The organism is Flavobacterium pisciphilum (genome assembly GCF_020905345.1).
Classification (GTDB): Bacteria; Bacteroidota; Bacteroidia; order Flavobacteriales; family Flavobacteriaceae; genus Flavobacterium; species Flavobacterium pisciphilum.
The window spans coordinates 1,450,649-1,464,409 of record NZ_JAJJMO010000001.1 but is presented as its reverse complement, the minus strand read 5'-3'; the positions used below and the strand labels follow the sequence as shown (position 1 = coordinate 1,464,409).

General features: G+C 32.2%; 14 protein-coding genes. 4 read left to right on the top strand and 10 right to left on the bottom strand.

Features of this window, described 5'->3' with window-relative positions; genetic code table 11:
- The first annotated feature begins 42 nt into the window (after positions 1-42).
- The 4 genes from LNQ49_RS05720 to LNQ49_RS05705 all read left to right on the top strand — a co-directional run bounded on the left by LNQ49_RS05720 (position 43) and on the right by LNQ49_RS05705 (position 5,188).
- Positions 43-597: a K(+)-transporting ATPase subunit C gene (locus LNQ49_RS05720; protein ID WP_229987723.1), complete on the top strand. Its 555-nt coding sequence runs from the start codon at positions 43-45 to the stop codon at positions 595-597.
- A gap of 481 nt (positions 598-1,078) precedes the next feature.
- Entirely contained in the window at positions 1,079-2,155 is a 1,077-nt protein-coding gene (locus LNQ49_RS05715; protein WP_229987722.1) for a porin, read from the top strand.
- An 85-nt stretch (positions 2,156-2,240) separates the two neighbouring features.
- The gene (locus LNQ49_RS05710; protein ID WP_229987721.1) at positions 2,241-3,368 is read left to right on the top strand and encodes a sensor protein KdpD; all 1,128 of its coding nucleotides are present in this window, start codon (positions 2,241-2,243) and stop codon (positions 3,366-3,368) included.
- A 101-nt stretch (positions 3,369-3,469) separates the two neighbouring features.
- On the top strand, positions 3,470-5,188 hold the full coding sequence (locus LNQ49_RS05705; RefSeq protein ID WP_229987720.1) for an ATP-binding protein: 1,719 nt from the start codon (positions 3,470-3,472) through the stop codon (positions 5,186-5,188).
- Positions 5,189-5,263: 75 nt separating this feature from the next.
- On the opposite strand, the gene LNQ49_RS05700 is transcribed toward LNQ49_RS05705, so the two are convergent.
- From LNQ49_RS05700 to LNQ49_RS05655, 10 genes are all read right to left on the bottom strand, one after another.
- Positions 5,264-6,691 (bottom strand): L-serine ammonia-lyase, encoded by a 1,428-nt coding sequence (locus tag LNQ49_RS05700; RefSeq protein WP_229987719.1) that lies wholly within the window; start codon positions 6,689-6,691, stop codon positions 5,264-5,266.
- 259 nt (positions 6,692-6,950) lie between these two features.
- Positions 6,951-7,397, bottom strand: coding sequence for a carboxymuconolactone decarboxylase family protein (locus LNQ49_RS05695; protein ID WP_229987718.1), 447 nt, complete (start codon positions 7,395-7,397; stop codon positions 6,951-6,953).
- 81 nt (positions 7,398-7,478) lie between these two features.
- Entirely contained in the window at positions 7,479-8,051 is a 573-nt protein-coding gene (locus LNQ49_RS05690; protein WP_229987717.1) for a Crp/Fnr family transcriptional regulator, read from the bottom strand.
- Between the two features lie 23 nt (positions 8,052-8,074).
- Positions 8,075-8,530 carry a GyrI-like domain-containing protein gene (locus LNQ49_RS05685; protein WP_229987716.1) on the bottom strand — a complete coding sequence of 152 codons (456 nt, stop codon included), beginning with the start codon at positions 8,528-8,530 and terminating at the stop codon, positions 8,075-8,077.
- A gap of 50 nt (positions 8,531-8,580) precedes the next feature.
- A complete protein-coding gene (locus tag LNQ49_RS05680) occupies positions 8,581-9,006 on the bottom strand; it encodes a DUF3995 domain-containing protein (RefSeq protein WP_229987715.1) in 426 nt (141 codons plus the stop codon).
- A gap of 28 nt (positions 9,007-9,034) precedes the next feature.
- Complete coding sequence (locus tag LNQ49_RS05675; RefSeq protein ID WP_229987714.1) at positions 9,035-9,835, bottom strand: class I SAM-dependent methyltransferase; 801 nt, start codon at positions 9,833-9,835, stop codon at positions 9,035-9,037.
- A 34-nt stretch (positions 9,836-9,869) separates the two neighbouring features.
- A complete protein-coding gene (locus LNQ49_RS05670) occupies positions 9,870-10,334 on the bottom strand; it encodes an SRPBCC family protein (protein ID WP_229987713.1) in 465 nt (154 codons plus the stop codon).
- A 24-nt stretch (positions 10,335-10,358) separates the two neighbouring features.
- Positions 10,359-11,117: a methyltransferase domain-containing protein gene (locus tag LNQ49_RS05665; RefSeq protein WP_229987712.1), complete on the bottom strand. Its 759-nt coding sequence runs from the start codon at positions 11,115-11,117 to the stop codon at positions 10,359-10,361.
- Between the two features lie 81 nt (positions 11,118-11,198).
- Positions 11,199-12,938 (bottom strand): CocE/NonD family hydrolase, encoded by a 1,740-nt coding sequence (locus LNQ49_RS05660; RefSeq protein WP_229987711.1) that lies wholly within the window; start codon positions 12,936-12,938, stop codon positions 11,199-11,201.
- A gap of 64 nt (positions 12,939-13,002) precedes the next feature.
- On the bottom strand, positions 13,003-13,740 hold the full coding sequence (locus tag LNQ49_RS05655; RefSeq protein ID WP_229987710.1) for a DUF3667 domain-containing protein: 738 nt from the start codon (positions 13,738-13,740) through the stop codon (positions 13,003-13,005).
- Positions 13,741-13,761: the final 21 nt, after the last annotated feature.

Sequence of the window (13,761 nt, the reverse complement as noted above, 5' to 3'; positions counted from 1 at the left end):
AACTTAGCCCTTAGCTGCTCAGGAACTCAAAAATAAAATAAAATGAAAAATATATTTTCAATATTAAAATTTACCCTACTAATGGTGGTTCTGTTTGCAGTTATTTATCCGTTGGCAATTTATGGAATTGCACAGTTTGCTCCAAACCACGGTAAAGGAGAAACTATTTCGGTTAACGGTAAAGTAGTAGGGTATCAAAAAATAGGTCAGAAATTTGATAAGCCTAATTATTTCTGGGGGCGTCCTTCGGCTGTAGATTATAATGCTGCAGGAAGTGGTGGAAGTAATAAAGGACCAAGTAATGCCGAATATTTGGCTTTGGTTCAGAAGAGAATTGATACTTTTTTAATTGTTCACCCGTATTTAAAAAAATCAGACATTCCTGCTGATATGGTTACTGCTTCTGGTAGTGGATTGGATCCAAATATATCTCCTCAAGGAGCATTGGTTCAAGTGAAACGTGTTGCCAAAGAAAGAAAATTAGCCGAAGATAAAGTAAAAGCTTTGGTTGAAGCTAATATCAATACTCCTAAGGTTATGGGGACTGCAATGGTCAATGTCCTAGAGCTAAATGTAGCTTTGGATGCTTTGAAATAAAAGAGGTTCTGAGTAGCTAAGCGGATAAGTATCTAAGTTTTTTGTTTTAAGATTGTAAAATAGATAAACGTGAGGCTCTAAGTATCTAAGTTTCTTTTAAAATTATCGTGAGTTTCTTTGTCATTTTGACGAAGGAGAAAATACACTTGTGAATCAAAATATTCGAATATCTAATATGATTTCTGCTCTGTCGAAATGGCAAGCAGGAATCTGTTAGCAAGGTTTCTAGTGCCTTGTAAGTAGGATAATCCAAGACTAAAATATAGATAAACTTGTAGTGACTTTATCTGAGATTTCTTTTTAATGCCTAACAGGTTTCCAAAACCTGTTAGGATAACTAAAGCCCTTGTTGTCCCAAGTGTTTTAGCTCAGGTGGAAGCGAACTGATGAATTAAATAGCTCCAAAAAACTAATAACAAATTAAATTTAATCATACTCTACAGGTTTTAAAAACCTGTGGGGTTTGGATCCCCCTTATAAAATGAAAAAAATAATACTTACTGCTTTAATAGCAATCGGATATACAACAGTTAATGCCCAAGAAGAAGCTAAAAGTCCGTTTACTTTTTCGGGGTATATAGATACTTATTATAGTTATGATTTTGGAAACCCTGAGAATCATACTCGACCAGGTTTCCTTTATAATTATAACAAACACAATGAGGTAAACTTGAATTTAGGATTAGGGAAAGTAAATTATGCTAAAGATAATGTTCGTGCTAATCTAGCAATAATGGCAGGAACGTATGCTGAATATAACTTGGCTTCGGAACAGGGACTATTAAAAAATGTATACGAGGCTAATGTAGGAGTGAAAATCTCCAAAGAGCATAACTTATGGATTGATGCTGGAATCATGCCTTCGCATATTGGTTTTGAAAGTGCCATTGGAAAAGATTGTATGACTTTGACACGAAGTATTCTAGCTGAGAATTCTCCTTATTATGAAGCTGGAATCAAGATTGGCTATACTTCTAAAAGTGAAAAATGGTATTTGGCTGTGATGTATTTAAACGGATGGCAGCGTATTCAAAAAGTAGAAGGCAACCAAACTCCAGCTTTTGGGACTCAGGTTACTTACAAGCCAACTTCGGCAGTTACATTAAACTGGAGTACTTATGTAGGGAATGAACAACCTGATGTAGATAGAAAATGGAGGTATTTTAATGATTTCTTCGGACAATTTAAAGTCTCAGAAAACGTGAATTTAATTGCAGGTATTGATATTGGTTTACAGCAAACGACTAATGGTAGTTCTGATTATGATGTTTGGTATGCTCCAATTGTTATGGCTCAGTATAAACCAACAAATAAAATTCAGATTGCTGCAAGAGGGGAGTATTATCAAGATAAAAAAGGTGTTATTATCGCAACCGAAACTCTAAATGGATTTAAAACTTATGGGTTCTCAGCAAATTTTGATTATTTAGCGGCAGATAATGTGATGTTTAGATTAGAAGCGCGAACTTTGAATAGTAAAGATGATATCTTTTTGAAAAATAATAATCCAACGAATAGTAACGTGTTTTTGACGACTTCTTTGGCAATTTCTCTTTAACTTTAGGTTAGTAAGCTTTAAGCAATAGGTTTTTAAAAGTCATGTTGTTTAAAGCTTACTGCTTATAGCATAACGCAATAAAATAATGGATAACGAAAAGGAAAATAACGTCAAGCACTTCCTTGATTTAATTCAAAAATCCCGTAAAGGAAAGTTTAAGGTCTACATTGGCATGAGTGCTGGTGTAGGCAAAACTTTTCGTATGCTACAGGAAGCGCATACGTTATTGAAAAATGGAATTGATGTAAAAATTGGATACATAGAAACGCATAATCGTAAGGAAACACATGAATTGTTGGATGGTTTGCCTGTTATTCCTCGTCGCTCTATTTTTTATAAAGGGAAGCAATTGGAGGAAATGGACGTGCAAGCCATTATTAATTTGCGACCAGAGGTGGTAATTGTAGACGAATTAGCACATACGAATATAGAAGGGAGCAAGAATGAAAAACGTTGGCAAGATGTTTTGGAGATTTTAGAATCTGGAATAAATGTTATTTCGGCAGTTAATATTCAGCATATTGAAAGTTTAAACCAAGACGTAAAACGAATTACAAATGTTGATGTTAAAGAGCGCATTCCTGATAATGTATTGCGATTGGCAGATGAGGTTGTAAATATCGATTTGACCTCAGAAGATTTGATTGATCGCTTGAAAGAAGGAAAAATTTACACAGCAGATAAAATTCAGACTGCATTAAACAACTTTTTTAAGTCCGATCAAATTTTGCAACTTCGAGAATTGGCTCTTAAAGAAGTAGCGAGTCAGGTTGTTCGAAAAGTAGAAAATGAGGTTCCAAAGACTCAGGCGTTACGACACGAAAAATTATTGGCATGTATCAGTAGTAATGATAAAACAGCAAAGAATATTATTAGAAAAACAGCTCGATTGGCTAGTTATTATAATAGTGATTGGTATGTGTTATATGTACAATTACCAAAAGAAAGTAGTGATAAAATAGCACTTGATAAACAACGCCATTTGATTAATAATTTTAAATTAGCAACTGAACTCGGTGCCGAAGTAATTAAATTAGCAAGTACTAATATTACGGATACGATACTTACTGTTGTAGAAGAAAAACAAATTACAACTGTTTGCATTGGGAAGCCACATTTTAATCTATTTAAGGTAATTTTGGCAACATCAATTTTTAGGCGTTTATTGAGCCGTCTTTCTTTATCGAATGTTGACCTTGTTGTTTTATCTTAAAGGGAGATGTTTTATAAGAAATATAAAATAGCCGCCATAAATAGGATAGGGATTAAAAGTTCGTTTTACCATTTACAAAAAACTTTCACAAAATTAATTTCATGAAAATTAAAACAAAATTAAATCTGGGTGTTGGATTATTATTTTTAATGATAATTATTCTTTCATTAGTAAGCGCCTTTTATATTTTTTTGATAAAAGAGGACACTGAAAATATTTTGAAAGCAAATTATAACACATTAGAATATTCTAGGAATATGCTGACTTCACTTGATGTGGCAAATGATACTGAAAATAAATCAATTGTTTTTTTTAAAGATAATTTGACAAAGCAAATTGCTAATGTGACCGAAAATGGTGAAGATAAAGCAACAAGAAATTTACAGGAAAGTTTTAACAAGCTAGAAAATAATTGGAATAACGAGACATTAAAAAGTCAGGTGCGCCAAGATATTTTCGCTATTATGAAACTCAATATGGATGCAATGAAACTGAAAGGTGATATTGCAAAGAAAACTGCTGAAACTGCTAATTTTTCTATTGCAATTGTTGGTACACTTTGTTTTTTGATTGCATTTAATTTATTGATTAATTTGCCCAACAATATTGCAAATCCAATTAAAGAATTGACGGAGAGTATTAAACAAATTGCCAATAAAAACTATTTGGAACGCGTGCATTTTCTGAATCATAATGAGTTTGGTGATTTAGCAAAATCGTTTAATACAATGGCAGAGAAGCTCAAGGAATATCATGATAGTAATTTATATAAGTTATCATTTGAGAAGAAACGATTAGAGACTTTGATAAATAATATGCATGACCCAATAATTGGGCTGGATAATCAAGGGACAGTTTTGTTTGTAAATGATGAAGCACTTAAGATTATTGGAATGAAATCTGAAGAGGTAATCGGTGAATTGGCTACCACTTTAGCTTTAAAAAATGACTTGATGAAATCTTTAATTATCAATGATATGGAAAGTACCAAAGCACATCCGATGAAGATTTTTGCCGATGGGAAAGAAAGTTATTTTGATAAAGAGAAAGTTAATATTGCAATTACTCCAACGGGAGAGGACGAATCGATTAATATAGGAGAAGTAATTATTTTACGAAATATAACACTGTTTAAAGAGCTTGATTTTGCAAAAACCAATTTTATAGCAACAGTCTCTCACGAGTTAAAAACACCTATCTCATCAATTAAATTAAGTCTTCAATTATTAGAAAAACCAAATACAGGTAGCATCAATGAGGAGCAAAAACAATTAATTGATAGTATTAAGGATGACAGTCAACGCTTGCTTAAAATTACAGGTGAATTGCTAGACTTGGCACAACTAGAAACAGGTAATATCAAGCTTAATATTGGGCAATGTAGCCCGTATAAAGTAATTGAATATGCGATTGAGGCTGTGAAAGTACAAGCCGAACAAAAACAAATTGAACTTATTATTGAAAGCGAACCCAACCTTGTAGATATAAAAGCTGATTCTGAGAAAACGACTTGGGTGATGATTAATTTCTTGACGAATGCAATTCGGTATTCATATGAAAAAAGTAGCATTACAGTTAAACTAAAAAAAGAAAAAAATCAGATTGTTTTTGAGGTTGTAGATACCGGAAAAGGAATCGATAGTCACTATAAGTCTAAAGTATTCGATAAGTTTTTTCAAATTCCCGGAAGTCATAAATCAGGAACAGGATTAGGTCTATCGATAAGTAAAGAATTTATTGAAGCACAAAATGGAACAATTGGTGTAGAAAGCGAATTAGGACTTGGTAGCTCTTTCTGGTTTAAATTGGTTAAAGCATAATTAAAGTAAAAAGTTTTCAGTAAAAAGTGAATAGCCGATAATACGGATTACTTTTTACTGAAAACGTTTCACATATTAACAATCCGCCATATTCACAGCAATTGCTAATCCTCCTTCAGAAGTTTCTTTATATTTTGAATTCATATCTTTTGCAGTTTGCCACATAGTATCGATAACTTTATCAAGAGGCACTTTTGCATTTTTTGAATCAGTTTCTAGAGCTAATTCAGCTGCGTTGATAGCTTTTATTGCTCCCATTGTGTTTCTTTCGATACACGGAATCTGAACTAAGCCTCCGATAGGATCGCAGGTTAAACCTAAGTGATGTTCCATAGCGATTTCGGCAGCCATTAAAACTTGTGCAGGAGTTCCGCCCATTAGTTCGCAAAGTGCTGCTGCAGCCATTGATGATGAAACACCAATTTCAGCTTGACAACCACCCATTGCGGCAGAAATTGTAGACCCTTTTTTGAATATACTTCCTATTTCGCCAGCTACCATCAAGAATTGTTTGATTTCTTTTTCGCCTGCGTTATGATTTTCGATTACTAAATAATACATTAAAACGGCAGGAATTACACCAGCACTTCCATTAGTTGGTGCAGTTACTACACGACCTAATGCAGCGTTTACTTCGTTTACTGCAAGTGCAAAGCAGCTTACCCATTTTAGGATTTGACGAAATTTAACTTCGGTTTTTCTTATTTCTTCTAACCATGTTTGTGGAGAATTGTAGTTAGATAAACCGATGAGGTTTTGATGCATATCAAATGCTCTACGACGTACATTTAATCCACCCGGAAGTATTCCTTCAGAGTGACAACCAATATACATGCATTCTAGCATTGTATTCCAAATACGCATTAATTCGTTATTAATGAATTCTTCGGAACGCATTGATTTTTCATTCTCATAAACAATTTCCGAAATGGATTTGTTTTGAGTAACGGTATAATTTAAAAGTTCTGCAGCGTTTTGTATAGGAAATGGAAAAGCACATTTTATCTCCGATTTAATTTTAGCATTTTCACGCTCTTCTTTTACTACAAAGCCTCCTCCAATAGAATAGAAAATAGATTCATACTCAGAATCATTTTGGTCGTAAGCTGTAAATTTTAAACCATTAGCATGAAAAGGCAAGAACTCTTTATTAAAAACAATGTCTTGCAAAAAGAAAAACGGAATTGTAATCTCGTTTCCAAGTACAATTGTATTGGTTTCTTCGATAGATTTGATAATTCCAGCAATATCATTTATTGGGATATATTCGGGATCTTGACCGCTTAATCCTAACATAACTGCTAGATCTGTAGCATGTCCTTTTCCGGTTAAGGAAAGAGAACCATACAAATCTACTTTTACACGAGTGATTTGAGAAAACAGATTTTCACTTTTTAATTCAGCAAGAAAACGTTCTGCTGCACGCCAAGGTCCTAGAGTGTGCGAACTTGAAGGTCCTACACCAATCTTAAGCATATCAAAAACCGATATACATTCTTCCATTATACTATAATTTTATTTACACAAAGATAATTGAATAATGCAATGAATTTAAATGATAAATTGTTAATGTTGCGTATTTATTAAAATTTGTATTTAATTTTAATAATTTGGCAATAAAATAATAATGTAAAAAATATTGTTTATAATATTTTGCTTATGTATAGAAATAGGCTCTTAATTTTTTTACATAAAAAAACTCATCTAAACTTCAAGGTTTTAGATGAGTTTATGATAGGAGTAATATGGGTTTTTAAAGCTATTAGTAACTTAATTGTGGTTTCATTTCGGTTGTTACCGCAACTCTGTTCCAAGCATTTATTGTGATAATTGCCATTATAATTTGGGAAAGGTAATTTTCATCAAATAAGCTAGCTGCTTTTTGATAGGTTTCATTCGTAACACCTCCATTACTTATTAATGTAATTTCTTCAGTTAAAGCTAAAATTGCTTTTTCTTCTTCAGTGTAAAAATCAACTTCTCTCCAAGCATTTAATAAATAAATACGTTGTTCTGTTTCTCCATATTTGCGTGCATCTTTTGTATGCATGTCAATGCAATATGCACAACCATTTATTTGTGAAGATCTGATCTTTATTAATTCGTGATGAGTGTTTGTTAATGAAGTTGATTGCAAATAAACATTTAGACCTGCTATTGCTTTTACTGCTGCAGGCTGGGTTTGTGCGATTTTGATTCGATTGCTCATAATTTCTTTGTTTTAATATTATAAGACAAAGGTATTTAGATGAAAATCAAAAAAACTTAAGCTGGTTTAAGAAATGAGTTTTTATGAATTCTTTTTTCTGATTTCGCTTAAATATTCAGGGGTCAAATTTAAGTAAGAAGCCAGCATATACTGTGGAATTCGTTGAATAAATTCGGGAAACTTAGAAGAGAAATGTTGGTAACTCTCTTCTTTCGAATAATCGTATAAATATTTTATTCGTATTTGTGATGCCGAATAGGCTCGGTGCAAAACGAGTCGGAAGTAGCGTTCTAGTTGTGGTAACTGGTCAAATACTTTTTCTTGCTTCTGGTGATCAAAAGCATACACTGTAGTGTTTTCTACTGCTTGGAGATAAAACTGTGATGGTGATTGTGTATCAAAACTCATATAATCGGTAATCCACCAATTTTCGATTGCAAATTGTGTAATTTGTTCGACTCCTTTATCATTGATAAAAAAGAAACGCAAACACCCTTTTTCTACAAAATAAATAGAAGAACATACTTGTCCTTCTTCTAGTAAAAAGTTTTTCTTTTTTAGAGTTATGGGTTTTATGTTATCCAAAACTAATTGAGTTTGCTCATCATTAAGTTTGACGTACTTTTTTATATGGTCAATTAGTTTTGGTTGCATTATTTGTTTTTAGATATGATTTATTAAATAGCTATAAAAATAGGAACTATTGCATTTTCTGGATTGGATGCATTTTCTCCGTATATTTCAAAATCAGCAGTATATTTTCTATTGAGGTCAGAATTCCATATTTCTGTCCATTTCTGAAATACTACACCTTCGGATAAATTCCCTTCCGCAATATATTGGTTATACGTTTCTTTCTCGATTGTTTTACCAATCATTCCATTTGGGATATTGTCTAAAGTTGAAACTTTACATCCCAAAATTGTGGTATATGGTTTTGTGTAATCTTTCTCGTATTCGGTATAGATACAATAAATAGAATTATCAATTTTATTAGGAATGTTTTCGATTGTATTTTCAGTCATGAATTTATTCCAAAGTGCTGGAATATCAGTTCCAGATTGTCCGTTTTCATTTGTAGTTCTCACTGATAATCCTATAATAAAAAAAGTATCGATAGTAATTTGTTCCATTTGTTTTATTTCAATTTATACTGTTATTCTATGCAAAAGTAACTCGAAAATTATGTTATTGTTGTTAATGTTATTCCTAAAATTGCAATTAGTAAACACAATGGAGAGAAATATTTTGTGTCCATTTGTGCAAATTTTGTTGTTTTAATTTTTTTGAAAAAGCCCACATATTTAAAGTCTCCAATAGCTCTGACGATGAATAGTATTGAAATACTTAAAAGACCATATTCTTGTAACCAACTAGGTATGTTAAAGAGTATCATTTCTGATTTCTTTAAGACCAATAAGCAAAATAACAGGAGCACAATGGCAACAACCATGCATTCTTTTAGTTTTGGATTAATTACTTTTTCATTGTTTTCATTTGTTGGAATAGCAGCATCGTTTCCCCATTTTCCACCTAATCCCCAATAGACATGAATTATAGACAAAAATAAAAAGATCAAGAATAAAAGAAGTCCAATTGTTGTTTGCATATTGTAGAAAGTTATATTTTTTGAATTACTATTTTTTTGTAGCCAGTATTGAATAAACCATTGGAATTTTATTATCGAGTTGTTTTATTCTATATTTCTTTGGCTCAAATTCAACTGTATTATTGAAACAATCATAAGGGGAGTAATCAAATTCATTAAGAGAATTTAGTTCAAGCCCGTTTTTAATTAAGCTGTTCACAACTTCGCTCATGCCATGGTTCCAACATACATATTCTAATTGTATTGGAGCATCTCTATCAGCGTATGTCCCTTCTTGAGTTTCTATTATTGCCTCTGAATTGAAATAATTATAGGTTACTTTCTCAAAATTATCATCAAACATCCAAACAACAGGATGAAATTCGGCAAAGACTAATTTACCATTTGGATTAAGAAAAGTCGAAATTAATTTAGCCCATCTATCTAAGTCTGGTAGCCATGGAATCGCTCCGTAACTTGTAAATACAATATCATATTTTTTATTTAGATGATTTGGTAAATCATAGATATCACAACATATAAATGAAGCTTCTACATTTGCTTCTTTTGCTAGATTATTTGCACTATCAATTGCTTTATCAGACAAATCGACTCCAGTAACATTTGCGCCAAGTCTAGCTAGAGATATGGTATCTTGACCAAAATGACATTGCAAATGTAAAATTGATTTTCCTTTTACATCTCCAAGTAGCTCTAATTCGATACTATTTAGGGAAGTATTTCCTTTTAGAAAACCTTCTATATCATAGAATTCAGATTTAAGATGCGACTCTACTCGGCTGTTCCAAGATTGTTTGTTTACTTCGATATAATTATTTTCTAGACTCATTTTTTCTTTTAGGTATAATTAGATGCTGTTTTTTTTATTTGTTAAAAGCTTCTTTTGGAAATTTATCTGCTATAAGGTTTAGGTTGATATTGTGTTCTAAATAGGCTTTTAATCCATCGAGCACAGTAGTAAATCCTCCAGTAGAATCTTTTATACTGTTTAAGAGTTCGTCACCTTCTTTATTAAAACCATAGTTTTTAATAACGACATAAGTGGTGTCCTCACTTATTTTTTTGAATTCAAAATCGACAGTTGTTTTGGGGTCATTCCATTCGATAGAAATTTTTTCGTTTTCGATAATTTCTTTTACAAAAACAGTGGAGGATACATTATACATCTCCCATTCCCATATTATGTTTTTACCAACAACTAGTTTGTCACTTCCTTTTGTAAACCAAAAGTGCTTGGTGATACTAGGATCTATAAAGGCATTAAAAACAATTGCTGCGGGTTTTCTGATTAGCATTTGAGCTTCAACAGATTTTGGATTGCTATTCATAATCAACGTTTTTATTGTTATAGTTTAGAATCGTGCATACAAAAGGATTCTTTTAAATGCATATAATGAAGGTGTTTTGCTAAACCTTTTTTCGATTCTATTTTTAAATTCTTTGATGAATTGATTTTTAATTGACTCTTCGAATCTCTCAAAATAAGGAACTAATGTTGAGCCTGAGATAAACTCATATAATTCGTCATGTGATTTGGCTATCATAGGATATACCTTTTGGTAGATAATGATGTCTGTTCCTCCATTTTCGAATAAAATCTGCGCATAATCATCCATTGTAAGCACAGGAGATAGTCGTTTCCAATTATTAAGAGCAGTTCGATATGGTTCTTCTTGCACTAAGTCGATTACAATTTGGTTGAGTAAATTTTCATTCTGACATGGCATCTGAATGGCAAGTTGTCCGTCTGGATTTAATAGTGCTATAATTTTAGGGAATAAGAGTTCATGATTATCGACCCATTGAATGGAAGCATTAGCAAAAATTAAATCCCATTTTTCTCCGGTATTAATTTGTTCTTCGATTGTTTTTTGTTCAAACTGTATTGAAGAGAATTCTTTGGCTTTTTCCAGCATTTCTTCTGAAGAGTCGATACCTTTTACAGTAGGATTGGTAAGTCTCTCAGATAGCATATTTGTTAACTCACCAGTTCCACAACCTAAATCAATAACGTTGATATTTGGTTTGTCCAAAATATGGGCAGCCAAATCAAAGAAAGGTTTGTATCGAAGAGTTTTAAATTCGTTATATTTTTCAGGATTCCATGCCATAAGAATTAGTTGTTGGTTACTTAATTTACAGTAGCTTTTTATGTAGATAACGAAGTTAAGAAATATATTTTTTTACATCGCTTAATTTTTCCAGATTGGAATCTTAACAAAACTGTCATTATACCATTTTATTTTCAAAGGCTCTTTAGCATCTTTGATGGTTTCGTCACTCACATCTTTGCCAGTCCCATAATTTAATTGAGAGTAAGCATTTTTATTTACATTTATGACAACTAGCAAGCGGCTTCCTTTACTTAATTGTTTGCTTACTAACCTTGTATTTGTAAAAGGTATAGATTCTATTTTATTTGGAACTAGAAGATTTCGAGTTGTTATATCTTTTGCATAGCTAGCTCTACCTAAAAAATAGGACAAGTGGAAGTATTCGCCATTAGGCAAAACTTCATATAACACGACACCAATATCCATGTCTTTTTTATTGATGCTAGCCTTAATTTCTCCTTCAAAAGAACCGTTAACAGATATAGCCTCTTTAAATGGTTCGCTTATAAAAAAATACCCATTGATAGTATCCAATTCTTTGCGGATTATTGGATCGGGATAATAATCGTTATTGCTAATTTGTCTGTCGGCAAAATTCACTTCTTGAGATAAATACCCAGATTTGGTTGGTTTTTTATTTGATAATGAATATTTGTCTTTCGATTTTGTATCGGTCAAATATAATTTTAGAGAAGCATTGCTCATTTTCTCCAATGAAGGGGAGTGTTTCCATTCATTAGCACTCATTACTTCATAATTTATTTTATCTTTTAAAATGGCAGGTTTGGGAGCACCTTTAAGAATATAATTAAACCATTCGTAAGTGATTTTTTTAGTATTAATTATGGCAATTGAATCGACTTTGTATTCGTTTAAAATTGGATCTCCACCTGTTTGAGCACCAAAGTGCCCGTATGGTCCAATGATTAAATAATGTTCCGCATTTTTATTGTATTTAACGTGTTCTCTTAAATAATACAAACTAGATATTTGGGAATCATTATAATATCCATCAAAAGAGAGAACAGGGATATTTACTTGAGCAAATTCCTCTTTGTATGGAACCATGTCTTGCCAGTATTTATCATATCCAGGGTGCAACAACCATCTTTGTAGGTATTTATTTGGTGTCCCATCGATGCTGTCAATTTTGCGGTAAGCAACACCTGAGTTCCACCATTTGTCTTGCATTGTTCGGAAACGTTTTCTGTCATTCCCAACAATGGTATCTAATGTTTTATTATTGGTTACATAAAAGGTCCATTCGTAATTTGGATTTATAAATATGCTATTTTCCATTGGTAACCCCATTCCAGCTCTGTTGGCAACATAGGGGACAATTGTTTTAAGTGCAGGATGTAGTTTTTTTGTTGATGCCCATTGTGTAAGTCCATTGTAGCTACCACCATACATTCCTACTTTCCCATTACACCATGATTGCTTGCTTATCCAATCGATAACATCGTAAGCATCTTTACCATCGTGTTCATAAGGAGCTATTTCATCAGGACTGAATCTTTTTCCTCTTGAATAGGCCATCACTCCAATGTAACCATTATCTACAGCTTCTTTTAAACTTTTGATATCTCGATTACGAACGTAAATTGTAAATTGCAAAATAACGGGTTGAGGTGTAGTTATTCCTTTCTTGCGAACTACAATGGCCGAAATTAACGCTCCATCTTTGGTTTTTATCAGAACATCATCTTGAATGTCATAAAGCGCTTTAGAGTTCTCTATTTTTGTGTTATTTGTTTGTTGTCCAGTTGTATTGTGGACGATTAGAAAAATAAAAATAAAATTCAGAAATACTTTCATTGGTTGTGGTTTTCTTTAAATGATTTTATTATTTGTAGTAATTAGAAGAGCTAAAAAATAGCCTTTAATTGTCTAGAATTAATGCAATAATGACTAAAATTATGAAAAAACTAATTAGGAAAATGAAGTGACTCAATACAGATAATAAAAAGGCTTTGGTTTTGGTCAATTTATTGAAAAACTGCATGTTTGTCCAATATATTAATATGACATCTAAAACGTAAAGAGATCCAATGACCGTTTTTATATGTGGGGTTCCGTTAAAATAATAGAGTAGCGGAAACAATGCCAGATGAGCAAAAAGTCGTTGCGATGCTTTGAAGGTATTGAGTATAAAATATTCGATATAATTATATCCTTGTTTCTTGAAAGCAATATAGGTTCCTAAAGTATAGAGTGGTATAGTTGCCAGTGTTAGCCATGAAAAATGAGTAGCCATCCACTCATTAACATTTTTAAAGTTAAACACTGCATCTGTTTCGTCTCCAGATGTATCTATTATTGGGTTTATGTGAAAATAATGATAAAGAAATCCATAAAGAGTAGCTAGTATAACAACCAATGAGATGGGTTTAAAATGTTTAATTCGTTTTCCTTCTATAAAATCTCTTATGCTGTCTCCAGGTCGTGTAAATAATTGTCTGGCAGAATATAGTACTCCTTTGTCAAAATGCATTAACCCATGTTGGATGTCATGCATAAGAAAATGAAAATCGAGTTTATGGGTTTCTGCAGGTTGCCCGCAGTTACTGCAATAATGCCCTTTAAAATGTTGTTTACAGTTTTTACAGATTACATTCATCCTAATTATTTGTTGTTATTT